Source organism: Peribacillus sp. 05N428 (genome assembly GCF_056397085.1).
This window is the reverse complement of the sequence record NZ_JBFTMS010000028.1, coordinates 1-14,495: the sequence shown is the minus strand read 5'-3', so window position 1 is coordinate 14,495 and position 14,495 is coordinate 1. Positions and strand designations below refer to the sequence as shown.

Below are 14,495 nucleotides of genomic sequence, written 5' to 3'. Positions count from 1 at the left end.
CATTAGCGGTATTCAATTATTGTAATCCCTGTGTTCTATCCAGGAACGGTGAGCGAAAAATCCATATCTTGTTTTGCTTTTAAACTCATTTATTTTGAATGAGTTTTTTTGCTTTATTTACAGCATTTAACCATTAATGTTAAAATTTAGTAATACCTAATGTGGACGTAAAGAAAAGTAAAATGAAATAATCACTTTCCGAGAGCAGCCGAGGATTGTTGGGGATGTATGGTGACACATGAAGGTGGCATCGCAAATTGACCTCGTCCCGAGAAGCATTGCTTTGGGGACGGGGTTTTTATTGTTCGGTCAAAGGGGGAGAAGCGATGACATTAAAAAATGCATTGGTATCCTGGAAATACCCTTCCATTCTTTTGTGCGGAATAGGTATCTCCAACTTCGGTTCTTGGGTGTATTTCATTGCCCTTAATTTAATCGTTCTGGATATGACTGGTTCAGCCTTGGCGGTAGCTGGACTTTATATCGTTAAACCGATGGCTGCCATATTTACGAATGTGTGGGCAGGGAGCGTGATCGACCGGATAAATAAGCGGAACCTGATGGCGGCACTTGACCTATTTCGCATGGTATTCATAGTCTTGCTGCCTTGGACTTCTTCTATTTGGGTCATGTATTCCCTTGTCTTCGTGATCAATATGGCAGGGGCCATGTTCGGAACAGCATCTAGGTCGTATATAACAAAATTAATACCCATTGAACAGAGGAAACGATTTAATTCATTACGAAGCTTAATGGATTCTGGAGCTTTTTTGATTGGACCGGCGCTAGCGGGTATCCTTTTCTTGATCGGTACGCCCGTTTTAGCGATTTATATTAACGCGGCTGCCTTATTGTTATCCGGTATCATCACTCTATTCATGCCTAATCTTGAAAAGGATCATCGCCTTGAACAATCCAATCATTACCTGTCTTGGACCATCATGAAAAAGGATTGGGGCATCGTCCTGGACTTCAGCCGGAAATCTTCCTATATCATGCTCATTTATTTCTTATTCAGCTGCATGGTGGTGATGGAAACGGCCATCGATTCCCAAGAAGCTGCGTTTGCCAAGGCCGTGCTCCGTTTGTCGGACAGCGATTACGGATTCCTTGTAAGCGTCGCCGGGGCAGGCATCATTGTTGGTGCCATAGTCAATGCCGTATTCATCAGTAAAGTGAAAATCTCGCACATGATTGGTCTTGGATCTTTATTTGTCTCGATAGGTTATATGATCTTTGCCTTTTCGAATTCCTTTTCACTGGCCGCCATCGGATTTTTCATCATTGCCTTTGCATTGGCTTTTGCCAACACTGGCTTTCAAACCTTTTATCAAAATAATATTCCTGTGGAAATCATGGGCAGGGTCGGAAGTGTTTTTGGCTTGTTAGAAGCTTTATTGATCATCATTACTACCGCAATCGTTGGTGTTTCAGCCCATTTCATTTCGATTCGGTTCGTGGTGATTTCAGGTTCCCTGATCATGTTCGCTTTATCCATATGGTTGTCGATGCTTAGTATGAAGACCTCCAAGAGCAGGTATTATTCCGTTGGTGATGTAGAGATAGAAGCGAAGGAAAAGATGTAATCCGATTTAAAGGCATGTTGATGGCACATGCCTTTAATGAATCGTTCATTGGATGAATGTGCGCAATTGGCTGATGAAGTTCAAAATTTGAAAATGGATTTTCGCCATTTCTTCCACCGTTTGTTCTTCACAGTTCTCCAGCCACTCAGTAATCACCCCTAAAATCGCCGATGTCAGGAAGGCGTGCATATGCGGAATGCTTCATCTTTAGCTGCTGGATGAAGGCTGATCAAACGCTCCAACAGTACTTCCCCGAAAACCCGTTTTATTTTTTTCGCAAAAGAAGGGTCGCCCTGATCACCAAGAATGGCCCTTAATGCGTGAGCATGTTCACTGATGAATTGAAAAATCGCTATGAAAGGCGGATAAAGTTGCTGTTGATGAAGAGCCAGAAAAGCCTCTTTAGGCAAAATGGCAGTAATGCGTGTTTGAAGTTCATGTAACAATTCCTGCTGTAAGTGATCCATCAATTCATATTTATCTGTGTAGTGCAAATAGAATGTGCCCCGATTAATATTGGCGCGCTCTGCTATTTTCTTCACGGATACATGTGAGAACCCCTCTGCTTCAATGAGTGCAATAAAATGATGTTGTATCTGCTTTTTCGTCTTTTGTACCATATCCTCATGAATCGATGCCATGGAATGTCTCCTTCACTAAACATTTTTACAAATGTGTTGATTGTATTAGACCGAATGCTACCTTAGAATGATGATACACTCAACACCGTGTTAATTAAAGAGGGAGGATGTGTGTGCAATGAAAAAGGCGATTTCCATTGATGGAATTGCTAAGGGTTTTCAGCAGAAGAAGGTCATTCAGCCAATGAGCCTGAATATTGAAAAAAGCGGAATTTTTGGTTTGTTAGGTCCATCCGGATGCGGAAAAACGACCTTGATTAAAATGATTGTCGGATTGATTAAACCCGATGCGGGTAAAGTCACGGTTCTGGATCATGAAGTGCCAAATGAAGCCCTGTTAATGGATGTCGGCTATATGGCACAGTCCGATGCTTTATATACAGAACTGACGGGAGCTGAAAACCTCGAATTTTTTGCGAAGCTATACCGTTTTTCGAAAAAGGAACGAAGGGAACGCATTCAATATGCAGCTGAAATCGTACAGCTGACGAATGATTTGAACGTTCGGGTTGCCCATTATTCAGGGGGAATGAAACGCCGTCTTTCACTTGCGGTTGCACTCATCCAAAATCCGGAAATTCTCATTTTGGATGAACCGACAGTAGGAATAGACCCTTTGCTGAAACAATCGATTTGGGAGGAACTTGAGCGTTTAAGGAATGAAGATGATAAGACGATCTTCATCACGACGCATGTGATGGATGAAGCGGAGCGATGCGATAAACTGGCGATGCTGCGTGAAGGTGAAATCATCGCGGCAGGAACCCCTGCAGCTTTAAAAACTCAATTTGCCGCGGAAACGCTTGATGATGTTTTTTTAAGGATTGGAGGCGGCCTAAAATGAGAATTGCCTCTCTTGTTACTCGTATTACCCAGCAGATGCGCCGGGATCGAAGGACGCTCGCTTTATTTTTCCTGGCTCCATTGCTCATTTTAACGCTCATGTATTTTATTTTCGATACAGAGGCAAGTGATTTGAAAATCGTTGTTACAGGTAGTGATGAAACGATCGTTAAAGCATTGAAACAAGCGGATTTTCAAGTGACGGCTGCTGAGGAATTCTCACAGGAAAAGATGATTGAAAAGGATACGGATGGCTGGCTGCATGTTGAAAATGGCAAAATGAAACTCACACTTTTGAACGACGAACCGACCCGGGCAAAGGCCGTTCAAATGCAAATGATGCAAGGCTTGCAAGGGAATGAAAAAAACACTCCCTCAATTGAGGAGAAATATGTTTACGGAGATGCCAACACAAAGGGTTTTGATACCTTCAGTCCGATGCTCGTCAGCTTTTTCGTTTTCTTCTTTGTATTTTTAATAGCGGGGATTGCGCTTTTGAAGGAGCGTACAAGTGGTACGTTGGAACGGCTGCTTGCCACCCCGATTAAAAGATACGAAATCGTAGCGGGCTATGTGATCGGATATGGCTTATTTGCTCTAATTCAAACCATAATTGTCGTACTATATGCTGTCAATGTATTGGATATCGTCCTTGTTGGCTCCATTTGGCTCGTTTTACTGACGAATATACTGGTCGCGCTCGTTGCATTATCGCTTGGTACATTACTATCGAGTTTCGCGACATCCGAATTCCAAATGGTACAATTCATTCCGTTGGTCATCGTGCCGCAAGTTTTCTTTACAGGGATTTTCCCATTGGATGGCATGTCAGACTGGCTCCAAAAAATCGGCAAGGTCATGCCTCTCTATTACGCATCGGATGCCATGAACGGCATTATGTACAAAGGTTTCACGTTCAATGAGGTCTTACTGGATCTGCTCATTCTCCTGGTCTTTGCCATCGTTTTTATCACCATCAATATCATTAGCTTAAAAAAATACCGTGCACTATGAAATCAACAACTTAACAAAAGAAGCCGGATTCCTGGAAAGTGAGGAAGCGGCTTTTTTTTACTGACATGCTTTTAGTTGAAAGGGATCTAGATACTTACACCTTTTTGACCATGAGCTTTTCGTTGTTATAATCTGATTCGCCATTGAATACAAAGCCGAATTTCCTATACAAATGAAGGGCAGCCTGATTATCTTCAACTATGCTTAAATAGATTTCAGGACAATCATATTCTTCTATTATTCTTTTTATTAAAGCCTCCAACATGATACTTCCAAGCCCGAAACCCTGATGTGCAGCGTCAATGAAAAAGCGGTCTAACCACACTCTGCCATTTTCGCCTTCCCCAGGGAAAAAACCATACATCGCAAAGCCGACCAAGATATCATCATAATAGAGCCCAACTGGCCTGTAATAGTTACATTCCTTAGCGTCTTTTAAACATTGTTCAGTCGTTTCGATGTAAGCCCTTTGCTTTTCGTTTATTCGCAATTTCAAAATATCCGTTACATTTTCTTTCGAGACTTCATTTATTGTGGTCTTCATCATTCATTTTCCTTCCTCATTTCGCACTTGGTTATCCGCTTTGTTATCATGATATATAAATACCCTAAGGTATATGGTTTCGCACGTTTTTGAGGATTAGTAAATCTGATCGTTGATTTCCACTCCAGGCACTCGCTTTCCGCGGGCGGTCCGCCCTCGGTGACTCCTGAGGGATCTCCCATGGCCACGCTTTTCCCGCAGGAGTCTCGTACCTTACGTTCCAATCAACTGGATCGTTTTTTAAAATGAAAACTGCAGGCTGATCTCACACCGAGTTATGTTTGAGACTAGTTTACCCTTTAAGTTTTTCACCTGTAATCCTCATTGGATGGAAGAAATATGCGACACTCCTGCCGAAAACTGTCTAGCCGAGGCCCCCCCCAGGCGCTCGCTTTGATGCGGCTTGGCAGACAGTCGGCGGAAAGGGAGCGGAATTCTGAAATCAGCTGGAATGTTTTCTAGAACAAACTGTAGGCTGATCTCATCCCGAATTATGTTTAAGACTAGTTTATCCTTTAAGTTTTTCACCTGTAATCCTCATTGGATGGAAGAAATATGCGACACTCCTGCCGAAATACTGTCTAGCCGAGACCCCCCAGGCGCTCGCTTTGATGCGGCTTGGCAGACAGTCGGCGGAAAGAAGCGGAATTCTGAAATCAGCTGGAATGTTTTCTAGAACAAACTGTAGGCTGGTCTATTCGGAACCAAGTTTAAGACTAGTTTATCCTTTAAGTTTTTCACCTGTAATCCTCATTGGATGGAAGAAATATGCGACACTCCTGCCGAAAAACTGTCTAGCCGAGACCCCGCAGGCGCTCGCGCTGAGGAGGCTTGGCAGGCAGTCGGCGGAAAGGGAGCGGATTTCTGAAATCAGCTGGAATGTTAATAAAAAAACTGCAGGTAAACTCAGTTTTCTTCGAATTTGAAGTAATAGAGGTTTCTTTACAATCGTTATAAAATAAACTATTGTAAAGAAAACCTATCATTCAGTCTAAATTATTGTTCTAAATCATTATGTATAGAGGAAGGTATATGGAAATATGGGTGTAAAGTATAGAATGGTCGTAGAACAAATGGAAAAAGAAATAGTAGAAGGAAAATATACATTAAATACTAAGTTACCTACTGAAGAAGAGTTGATGAAGAAGTTCGATGTCAGCAGGAATACCATTAGAAAAGCAATCAACATATTGGTTGAGCAGGGGTATATCTATCAAGTTCAAGGAAGCGGCATATTCCTTAGGGAATTTTCCAGACCGGGCTGCATTTCGATGAGGGATATGGGTGGCTTAACCAAAGTTTTTCCAAATGATGAAATGAAAAGTAAAGTGTTGAAGTTAGAATTAATAGAAGCTGATGAAAAATTGGCCAAACAAATGAAATGCCAGGTAAAAACCAAAATCTATAACCTCAAAAGGGTTAGATACTTAAATGGTGAACCCATTGTAATAGAAGAGTCCTTTTTCAATAAAGATATCATCCCCATCATAAATAAAGAAATCGCAAATGGTTCCATTTATGAATATATAGTCGAGGATTTGAAGTTGAATATCGGGTTTGCGGATAAAATCATTTCGTGTGAAAAACTTAACGACGATGATGCCAGGCTTTTGGACTTGCAGCCAGGTGATCCGACATTAATCGTTGAAAGTACGGTCTTTTTAAAAGCGGGAGCCGTTTTTGATTTATCAATCGAGAAATATAATTACACTTCAGCCAAATTATTAACATTGACTTAAAGAGTGCAGGAAATTCCTAAATAAGATTTTACGGTGTGAATGGGAAATATCGATTTATTCACACCGTTTTTTTTTCATTCATTTCTCTTTTTCCCCAACGATCCCATAAAACAAAATCTTCATAATATCCTCAGTCAAAGGCAGGATGCTTTGATAAACCTCTTCCCGTTGGATATATTCATTCATTGCTTTTATATAAAATAAAATCGCTTCATTAGATAAGTTCGGATCAACATATCCTTGTTCCTTCCCCTGGTTAAACAGATCGATAAAGCGGGGCAGGGCCTTTTCTGTATATATTTTTTCCATATAATTGATTCCGGAAGTATATTCCTTCATTAAATATTGATAAAAATCTTCATGAATTTGTTTGGCTGTTTCATTTTTCGTGAACATGAGATGTTTTATTTTTTCAGGGAAGGCCATGTTGCTGGCCAGTATTTGTTCAAATTCATTCAATGCCTTATCTGTATAATAAACAAAAACCTCATGAATTAGATTATGTTTGCTTTCGAAGTAATTATATATCGTTACTTGAGATACATTTGCTTTTTTTGCTATTTCCCCAATCGAAATCTTTTGGACACCATACTCCATGAATAAAGCCAAGGCAGCCTCTAATATATTCAATTTTTTTTGTTCCCTGCGTCGTTGAAATCCGTCCATTTGTTTCACCTCAACCTTAGTTTAATTAAAAATATGTAATAGAACAATTAAATTAGTTCATAAACTATTGTCAGGAATTCTCCTTTTGTATATTATGAACTAAATCGGTTAAGATATTTCATATTTTTTCAATGAGGAAGAGGTGGATGAGGAATGTCAGTATTGAAAACAACGGATTTAACGAAAAAGTTTGGAAAGTTCACTGCTTTAAATGGTGTGAACATTGAAGTGAATAAAGGGGAGGTATTTGGGTTCATCGGTCCCAATGGTGCTGGAAAATCAACAACGATCCGTGTGCTGCTCGGGATTTTAAAAGCGACGGATGGGGAAGCGAAAATTTTTGGCAAGGATGCATGGAAAGATGCGGTTGAAATTCACAAGCGAATCGCGTATGTACCGGGAGATGTGAACCTATGGCCCAACTTAACAGGCGGGGAAGTCATTGATCTATTTGTTGAATTACGCGGGACGAACAATAAAAGCAGACGCGAAGAACTAATAAAAAAATTCGATTTGGACCCTTCCAAGAAATGTGGAACCTATTCAAAGGGAAACAGGCAAAAGGTTGCTTTGATCGCTGCTTTCTCATCTGATGCCGACCTTTATATATTGGATGAACCAACATCAGGTCTAGATCCATTGATGGAAAGGGTTTTCCAGGAATGTGTGATGGACGCGAAAAATGAAGGGAAAAGCATATTGCTTTCCAGTCACATTCTTTCTGAAGTGGAAAGGTTATGCGATAAAGTGGGCATCATTCGGCAAGGGCAAATAATTGAAACGGGAACATTGGATGAGTTACGTCATTTAACGAGAACAAGCTTGCTTGTCGAAACGAAGCAGCCTATTCCTGCTTTAGGGAATGTAAACGGTGTTCGGGATATCGTGATGAAAGACCAGGCACTTTCATTCCAAGTGGATACAGATGAGTTGGATAATGTCATGAAGTATATAAGCCAGTTTGGAATTGTGAAATTGGAAAGCGCGCCGCCTACATTGGAAGATTTATTCATGAGCCATTATGAAGGTGTAAGGAAGACTTCAGATTCTGGGGCGGGAGGTGCGTTATAATGGCGAACCAGTCCTATCATAATACAGGAAGACTTTCCCGATTCATCGTACGGCAAGATCGGGTCCGGATCCCTGTTTGGATCATTTCCTTATCCGTCCTTTCCTTTATGGTTGCTATGGCATTCACCGATCTGTACCCGACTGGGCTAGAAAGGCAAACCATTGCAGAAACGATGAAGAACCCTGCAATGACAGCGATGGTGGGGAAAGGTTACGGCCTGGATGACTATACAAACGGAGCGATGATGGCGCATCAAATGTTACTGTTAACCGCTATGGCCGTGGGGATAATGAGTATTTTACTTGTTACACGCCATACACGCGCAGATGAAGAGGACGGCCGTATCGAAATGATCCGTTCTTTGCCGGCTGGACGATTGGCTAATTTATATGCAACCATTTCCGTATCGTATGGAACGAATGCGTTGATCGCGATAATAATGGGTTTCGGATTGTATGCTCTGGGAATAGAAAGCATGGATTTGGAAGGTTCCCTTATGTATGGAGCTGCTTTGGGGGCAACCGGTATTTTCTTCTCGGCAATAACGGCATTATTTGCCCAGCTTACCGAGAGTGCTCGAGGTACGATGGGTTACTCCATCACTGTATTGCTTCTCTCCTATCTTATTCGGGCGATAGGGGATGTCAGCAATGAAACACTTTCCTGGTTTTCACCATTGGGTTGGGTTTTAAGTTCAGAAGTATATGTGAATAATTATTGGTGGCCAATCATCCTTACGATCGGTGCGGCAATCATTTTGGTTGCCTTATCTCTATATTTGAATGCCATCCGTGATTTGGAAGCTGGATTCATTCCGGCTAAGCCCGGCCGGAAATATGCTTCATCGTTTTTAAAAAGTCCGCTTGGGCTCGCGCTGAGGCTGCAGCGTACAGGATTGATCGCCTGGGCAGCCGGGATGTTCATTTTGGGTGCATCTTACGGTTCCGTTTTAGGTGATTTGGAATCCTTTTTTACAAAAAATGAAATGATGGCCGAACTATTGACGCCAGTGAAAGGCTATTCGCTGACAGAACAATTCTTGACAATGTTGATGTCAGTCATCGCCATGATATGCACCATCCCGCCTTTAATGGCGATGTTAAAACTTAAAGGGGAAGAAAAAAAGAACCATACTGAACATTTACTGAGCCGTGCTGTATCCCGTACAAGGCTTATGGGCAGCTATCTTATCATCTCCGTTATTGGAGGTTTTCTCATGCTTGCGCTTGCTGACATCGGTCTTTGGGCAGTCGGGAATTCAGTGATGGATGAAGGGGTTGCTTTCGGCACTATATTTAGTGCAGCGATGGTCTACCTGCCTGCGATGTGGATCATGATTGGTATCGCCGTGCTGTTTATTGGCTTTGCACCAAAATTATCCGGCTTGACTTGGCTTTACTTGACATACTCAATCTTAGTCGTTTATTTAGGGGGAATGCTTCAATTCCCGGAATGGATGGGAAAACTAACGCCATTTGGCCATATTCCGAAACTTCCTGTTGAAGATATCGACTTCATGAAAGTATCCATGCTTACAATCATAGCTATCTTATTATTGGCTGCAGGCTTTCTCGGATATAACAAACGGGATATCCGCGGTTGATGGTTCGACTATGATTCTATTATTGTTGCAAATTGTCTTCAGACTAAAGCCTGATTTCTTTGTTTTTATTTATACCACAAAAATACACCGTATCAATAGTAATCATAAATAGGTGTATGTAGGGGAATTTCTACGGTGTTTAATCGTTATATATATCTGGTGGATATGGTTACCAAAGTAGACAATGATTATCATAATTGATACTATGTGGATTGGTGATGCGTATGAAAGTACATGAAATAACAATTAATAAAATTGAGGGTGAAGGGAACCGTTACATATTAGTTGACGGTGGAGGAGAGCCAGTCATACCAGTAATTAAATACTTAAAGTATATGGATAACATAGGAAGATCAGTTAATACTTTACGTTCTTATTGTTATCACTTGAAACTATATTTTGAGTATTTAGTGGAAAAGGAATTATCCTATGAGTCCATTTCCATAGAAGATGTAGCTAAATTCATAAGTTGGCTAAGAACTTCTCATAAGTCAGAAAAAATAACTACGATAAGGCCAATTAACTCGGTTCGTTCTGAGAGAACAATCAACACTATATTAACCTGTGTAATGTCCTTCTATGATTTTTTAGACCGATTGAACATGCATGAGAATGGATTAAAGGAAGCTAGCACAAAAAAGATTTCCTCACGCAATAGAAACTACAAACCATTTTTGCATCATATATCAAAAAATAGATTAATAGACAAAAATATATTAAAGGTGAAAGAAACAAAAAGGCAGATAAAAACATTAACACAAGGACAAGTACAAACTATACATGACAATTGTACTAACGTAAGAGATGAATTATTAATACGAATATTATATGAGGGTGGCTTACGTATAGGGGAAGCGATTGGGCTTGAAATCGAAGATTTTAATATTATAAAAAACACTATTAGAGTTAAAAAGTCAAAGACGGCTGCTGGTGAAAATAGAATCGTTTTTGTAAGCGAAGAAACGATGAATCTATTCCAAGACTACCTAATTGATTACCATGCAAATGAAGTAGACTCTAACCATGTATTCATAAAATTACAAGGTCCTAACAAAGGATACCCACTAAGCCGGAACACCGTAGAATCGATGATTAAAAGAATCAGGAAAAAGACGGGAATAGATTTTACCCCTCATATGTTAAGACATACTTTTGCATCGGAACTACATGCGAAAGGTGTAGAAATTTCAGTCATACAAAAGCTATTAGGTCATGCACAGGTCCAGACCACCATAAATACATATGTACATATTAATGAAGATCAACTTCGCGAAAGTTACACTCAAGCAATAAAGAACAGAAACACCAAGAAAGAATAACAGTGAGAGAAGGATTTTATGCATATAGATACTTTTCGATTAGCTAAACAAGTCAGTTACATGATAGAAAATCTAACTGGTTATTGGGCCGAAGATGTATGGAATATAGAACAATGTCCTATTAAGTATTCAGGCAAGATGAAATTTAAGGCGAGAAATATGAATTTTGCAAAAATCAGCAATCCTAACATTCGGAACGAAGTAAAGTTTTATTTTTCAGTAAGACTACAAAATAAAACCTATCGCCATACATCTCTTTGGGACGGATATTATCCTGCCGTTAAAGCATTGGCTAAGTTTATATCTCTAAAATACCCCAATTCAATTTCGATTATCGATATCAACAAGGATAAATTTCTTTTAGAATACCGCACATTTTTAGCTTCGCGAAATTTGCCCATAGTTACTCACGGAAAAAACGCAATTGGTAATAAAGAATACATAAAAGCTTCAATATATATCAATCTCTATAATCAACTATACGAGTTTTTTTCAGATTATTATGATAATAGGGCTGAAATTGAAAAAGACCGATGGGATGTCCGCAAATTACCCATTGATTTTAACGAGACAAGAGGTGAGTACACTATTTCTTTCGAAACGGTTGTCACACCGTTTCGAAAATGGGTTAAAAAATACCTGGAGCAACGAATGGTCATACAGCAAAACTTAAGTTTCGCTCGGTCAAGAAGTATACTCCCTCCCCTATCAGCATTTTTTAAATTTATCGCTGTAAGTTATCCTGAATGGGATGACTTGAGTTTATTGTCACGTAATGACATCTTGTCTTTTATGGGGCATTTACGGACATTGCCACTCAAAGGAAACAGCAAAAATACCATCGAAGAACAAATGAAGAACAGAATTAGAGTATATTTGTACGAAGTGCAAACCTACGTATCTTATATCCAAAGGCTGGAATGGGATTTTGCACCCAAGAAGCCGATAAATCACTTGATTTTCCCGGAAGATTTTCCAAAGAAAGAACGGTTGAAAGCCGAAGATATCAAGTATATACCTGACGATGTCTGGGAACAGATTCTTGAAAACCTTTCTGAATTAAATGCTCATTATGTCCCAATTCTGTTAGTACTTGAAGCATCTGGGTTCCGTATATCCGACACACTTTTATTGAAGAAAAACTGTCTAGAAAAGAAAAGTGACGGCTGGTGGTTAGTCGGAGATCAAAGAAAAGTGAACTATACTAATCATAAAATCCCCATCACTGATGATATAGCAGATGTAATACATGCTCAGGTCAAATTAATGGATACTGAATCATCAGATTCAAATCAAAGAGACCTCCTTTTTCCAAATATAGACGGGAGGAGAAAAAGTCTTCCGATTTCGGCAAAAGTGTTTAACGATAACTTGAACAAACTTACCCATCGTTGTCAGATTAGGGACAGTTCAGGAGAAATCTTTCATATAAAAAATCATGCCTTTAGACATAGATATGGAGTGAACATGATTAATAACGGGATGAACATCCTCCACTTACAAAAGTTGATGGCTCATGCAAGCCCGGAAATGACATTAATTTATGCACAAATTCATGATAATACATTAAGGGACGAGTGGGAGAAAGCGCGATCTAAAGGGGCTGTGATGCTCTCTCCTAATGGCAACATTATTAAAGCAGATTTAGAAGGTCAGGCAAAAGAAAATGGCTTAGAACTTGAGTGGATACGACATAACATGGACTCTATTAGGTTGGATCATGGTTTTTGTATTAAGAGTCCAAAACTAACCTGTGACTTTTTGGAACAAACGTTGGAACCACCCTGCATAAAAAATAATTGTAGGAGTTTCCATGCGGACCATACATTCTTGAGTTACTACAAAGAGCAAATTTCAAAAATTGAATCTGACATTGAGCTTTACCAAAAATCAAATAGGCTCAGATCCATTGAATTGATACAGCCGAAGTTAAAACGTTATAAGGAAATTGCATCTTCGCTTGAGGCGGGCGATGGTATTTACGGTTTAAGCAAGGATCGTAGGGAGTATATGAAAAAAGAAAGAAATGAGGTTTAAACAACAATGGGCAATCAAAAGCCTGATGTATCTGGACTTATAAATAATGCGAAAGAAAAAAAGGAAAAAACACTAAAAAAAGTCGAACAGTCCATAAAACAAATGATCAAAACTCAACAAAAAATAAATTTCAATTCAGTATCAACACACGCTGGGGTTTCTAAAACCTACCTTTATAAAAGCCCAAATCTTAAAGAAAGGATTGAATATCTTCGTAGCCAACAGGAAGGTATATTGAGCATTAAACAAGTCAAAAGAAATGTATCAGAAGAATCTAAAGACGTGATAATTGCTAGTCTACGCAAGAGAGTAAAAGAATTAGAAAAAGAATGTCAGGAACTAAAAGATAAGGTTAAAATCAACTACGGCAAAATTTATAACAAAATATAAACGCATCGGTACTGTTACTAGTACAACAAGTATGAGGAATAATCAAAAAAAGGGGGAACCAGTGTGTGAATAATGAATTTAAAAAGGCCATAAATTTACTGAAAAAAAAGTATAAAGAAACTTATCCAACATTTGCTTACTCTGTATTAGATAATTATATTCCTGGACAGGTTTATATGGATGAATTGAAGAAAACAGTTTTAATTGGAACTGATTCAGGTATTTTTGTTGTTGGTGGAGACGAAATGAACAATGGTCTTAACAGCGTATTTTTAGAAATTTATAGAAGCAGAAAAAATGATAAAAAGCGATTCACTTTGTTTTCTCCATCCAAAGAATGGAATCAAGTTATAAATAAGTTGTTTGGAAAAGACTTAAGACAAATGCATAGATATTCTTTTCATTTTAATAAGGATACATATTCAACAATAAATAAAGTAAAAGTTCCTAAAGATTTTATAGTAAAGAGAATAGATGAAAAAATAATTACTGAAAGTCTGGAATTTAATGAATCTTATTATAATGAATATTGGGGTTCAGTATCAAATTTTCTTGAGAATGGTTTTGGTTATTGTTTGCTACATAATGATACCGTTGTAAGTGAGTGTACAGCTATATTTAGTTCATCACAATTTGCTGAAATTGATATTGCAACTCAAAATAAGTATAGAAAAATGGGCTTAGCTCAAAATGTTGCAGAAATATTCATTGAACATTGTATTGAAAGAAATTTGAAACCCAACTGGGATTGTGATGTTAACAATTTTGCATCGATAAAGCTGGCAGAAAGATTAGGATTCGAAAATCCGATAGAATATTCAGTATTCGTTAGAAGGTAAAAAGGACTTATTTCTCTAATGGGTGCGTTAGCTTAAGATCAGAGCTGTCTTTTAGGCAGCTTTTTCTTGTGTGCCAGGCATGGCATCTATCTAGGTGGTGAAAGTCCACTGTGGGGGTACACATCGACCAACCACTAAGGAAGCGCAAGGTACTTATCGTGAGGTAAGGGCTGGAGGAAGCGTGGAATAAAATCTTGGCTCG

The 14,495-nt window shown here is 39.1% G+C and carries 14 protein-coding genes; 10 read left to right on the top strand and 4 right to left on the bottom strand.

Annotated elements, in window-relative coordinates:
* The first annotated feature begins 326 nt into the window (after positions 1 to 326).
* Positions 327 to 1,586 (top strand): MFS transporter, encoded by a 1,260-nt coding sequence (locus AC1DIV_RS21190; RefSeq protein ID WP_477577378.1) that lies wholly within the window; start codon positions 327 to 329, stop codon positions 1,584 to 1,586.
* A 45-nt stretch (positions 1,587 to 1,631) separates the two neighbouring features.
* Here the strand turns inward: AC1DIV_RS21190 and AC1DIV_RS21185 are convergent, their stop codons facing one another.
* Both AC1DIV_RS21185 and AC1DIV_RS21180 read right to left on the bottom strand, forming a co-directional pair.
* Positions 1,632 to 1,775 carry a TetR-like C-terminal domain-containing protein gene (locus AC1DIV_RS21185; protein WP_477577376.1) on the bottom strand — a complete coding sequence of 48 codons (144 nt, stop codon included), beginning with the start codon at positions 1,773 to 1,775 and terminating at the stop codon, positions 1,632 to 1,634.
* Positions 1,760 to 2,227 carry a TetR/AcrR family transcriptional regulator gene (locus tag AC1DIV_RS21180; RefSeq protein ID WP_477577374.1) on the bottom strand — a complete coding sequence of 156 codons (468 nt, stop codon included), beginning with the start codon at positions 2,225 to 2,227 and terminating at the stop codon, positions 1,760 to 1,762. The genes AC1DIV_RS21185 and AC1DIV_RS21180 overlap by 16 nt, the downstream gene beginning before the upstream one ends.
* A gap of 118 nt (positions 2,228 to 2,345) precedes the next feature.
* On the opposite strand from AC1DIV_RS21180, the gene AC1DIV_RS21175 reads away from it, so the two are divergent.
* Together AC1DIV_RS21175 and AC1DIV_RS21170 are read left to right on the top strand one after the other, a co-directional pair.
* A complete protein-coding gene (locus tag AC1DIV_RS21175; RefSeq protein WP_477577372.1) occupies positions 2,346 to 3,071 on the top strand; it encodes an ABC transporter ATP-binding protein in 726 nt (241 codons plus the stop codon).
* A complete protein-coding gene (locus AC1DIV_RS21170) occupies positions 3,068 to 4,084 on the top strand; it encodes an ABC transporter permease (protein ID WP_477577370.1) in 1,017 nt (338 codons plus the stop codon). Before AC1DIV_RS21175 ends, AC1DIV_RS21170 begins: the two co-directional genes overlap by 4 nt.
* A gap of 94 nt (positions 4,085 to 4,178) precedes the next feature.
* Here AC1DIV_RS21170 and AC1DIV_RS21165 read toward each other — a convergent pair whose 3' ends face one another.
* Positions 4,179 to 4,628, bottom strand: coding sequence for an N-acetyltransferase family protein (locus AC1DIV_RS21165; protein WP_477577405.1), 450 nt, complete (start codon positions 4,626 to 4,628; stop codon positions 4,179 to 4,181).
* Between the two features lie 1,040 nt (positions 4,629 to 5,668).
* Between AC1DIV_RS21165 and AC1DIV_RS21160 the strand changes: the two genes are divergently transcribed.
* A complete protein-coding gene (locus AC1DIV_RS21160) occupies positions 5,669 to 6,367 on the top strand; it encodes a GntR family transcriptional regulator (protein WP_253349934.1) in 699 nt (232 codons plus the stop codon).
* A 78-nt stretch (positions 6,368 to 6,445) separates the two neighbouring features.
* Here AC1DIV_RS21160 and AC1DIV_RS21155 read toward each other — a convergent pair whose 3' ends face one another.
* Entirely contained in the window at positions 6,446 to 7,033 is a 588-nt protein-coding gene (locus AC1DIV_RS21155; RefSeq protein ID WP_477577368.1) for a TetR/AcrR family transcriptional regulator, read from the bottom strand.
* A gap of 153 nt (positions 7,034 to 7,186) precedes the next feature.
* Between AC1DIV_RS21155 and AC1DIV_RS21150 the strand changes: the two genes are divergently transcribed.
* The 6 genes from AC1DIV_RS21150 to AC1DIV_RS21125 all read left to right on the top strand — a co-directional run bounded on the left by AC1DIV_RS21150 (position 7,187) and on the right by AC1DIV_RS21125 (position 14,293).
* Positions 7,187 to 8,104 (top strand): ABC transporter ATP-binding protein, encoded by a 918-nt coding sequence (locus AC1DIV_RS21150; protein ID WP_095395152.1) that lies wholly within the window; start codon positions 7,187 to 7,189, stop codon positions 8,102 to 8,104.
* The gene (locus AC1DIV_RS21145) at positions 8,104 to 9,708 is read left to right on the top strand and encodes an ABC transporter permease (protein WP_340877780.1); all 1,605 of its coding nucleotides are present in this window, start codon (positions 8,104 to 8,106) and stop codon (positions 9,706 to 9,708) included. Before AC1DIV_RS21150 ends, AC1DIV_RS21145 begins: the two co-directional genes overlap by 1 nt.
* Before the next feature lie 218 nt (positions 9,709 to 9,926).
* Complete coding sequence (locus AC1DIV_RS21140) at positions 9,927 to 11,027, top strand: tyrosine-type recombinase/integrase (protein ID WP_477577366.1); 1,101 nt, start codon at positions 9,927 to 9,929, stop codon at positions 11,025 to 11,027.
* A gap of 18 nt (positions 11,028 to 11,045) precedes the next feature.
* On the top strand, positions 11,046 to 13,064 hold the full coding sequence (locus tag AC1DIV_RS21135) for a tyrosine-type recombinase/integrase (protein WP_477577364.1): 2,019 nt from the start codon (positions 11,046 to 11,048) through the stop codon (positions 13,062 to 13,064).
* Between the two features lie 6 nt (positions 13,065 to 13,070).
* The gene (locus AC1DIV_RS21130) at positions 13,071 to 13,454 is read left to right on the top strand and encodes a DUF6262 family protein (RefSeq protein WP_477577362.1); all 384 of its coding nucleotides are present in this window, start codon (positions 13,071 to 13,073) and stop codon (positions 13,452 to 13,454) included.
* A 65-nt stretch (positions 13,455 to 13,519) separates the two neighbouring features.
* Positions 13,520 to 14,293 (top strand): GNAT family N-acetyltransferase, encoded by a 774-nt coding sequence (locus AC1DIV_RS21125; RefSeq protein WP_477577360.1) that lies wholly within the window; start codon positions 13,520 to 13,522, stop codon positions 14,291 to 14,293.
* Positions 14,294 to 14,495 lie beyond the last annotated feature (202 nt).

What these genes read in the sequence shown, in the direction of transcription:
- AC1DIV_RS21190 (WP_477577378.1), top strand. Translation starts at nt 327, where the DNA reads ATGACATTAAAAAATGCATTGGTATCCTGGAAATACCCTTCCATTCTT.
- AC1DIV_RS21185 (WP_477577376.1), bottom strand. Translation starts at nt 1,775, where the DNA reads ATGCACGCCTTCCTGACATCGGCGATTTTAGGGGTGATTACTGAGTGG.
- AC1DIV_RS21180 (WP_477577374.1), bottom strand. Translation starts at nt 2,227, where the DNA reads ATGGCATCGATTCATGAGGATATGGTACAAAAGACGAAAAAGCAGATA.
- AC1DIV_RS21175 (WP_477577372.1), top strand. Translation starts at nt 2,346, where the DNA reads ATGAAAAAGGCGATTTCCATTGATGGAATTGCTAAGGGTTTTCAGCAG.
- AC1DIV_RS21170 (WP_477577370.1), top strand. Translation starts at nt 3,068, where the DNA reads ATGAGAATTGCCTCTCTTGTTACTCGTATTACCCAGCAGATGCGCCGG.
- AC1DIV_RS21165 (WP_477577405.1), bottom strand. Translation starts at nt 4,628, where the DNA reads ATGAAGACCACAATAAATGAAGTCTCGAAAGAAAATGTAACGGATATT.
- AC1DIV_RS21160 (WP_253349934.1), top strand. Translation starts at nt 5,669, where the DNA reads ATGGGTGTAAAGTATAGAATGGTCGTAGAACAAATGGAAAAAGAAATA.
- AC1DIV_RS21155 (WP_477577368.1), bottom strand. Translation starts at nt 7,033, where the DNA reads ATGGACGGATTTCAACGACGCAGGGAACAAAAAAAATTGAATATATTA.
- AC1DIV_RS21150 (WP_095395152.1), top strand. Translation starts at nt 7,187, where the DNA reads ATGTCAGTATTGAAAACAACGGATTTAACGAAAAAGTTTGGAAAGTTC.
- AC1DIV_RS21145 (WP_340877780.1), top strand. Translation starts at nt 8,104, where the DNA reads ATGGCGAACCAGTCCTATCATAATACAGGAAGACTTTCCCGATTCATC.
- AC1DIV_RS21140 (WP_477577366.1), top strand. Translation starts at nt 9,927, where the DNA reads ATGCGTATGAAAGTACATGAAATAACAATTAATAAAATTGAGGGTGAA.
- AC1DIV_RS21135 (WP_477577364.1), top strand. Translation starts at nt 11,046, where the DNA reads ATGCATATAGATACTTTTCGATTAGCTAAACAAGTCAGTTACATGATA.
- AC1DIV_RS21130 (WP_477577362.1), top strand. Translation starts at nt 13,071, where the DNA reads ATGGGCAATCAAAAGCCTGATGTATCTGGACTTATAAATAATGCGAAA.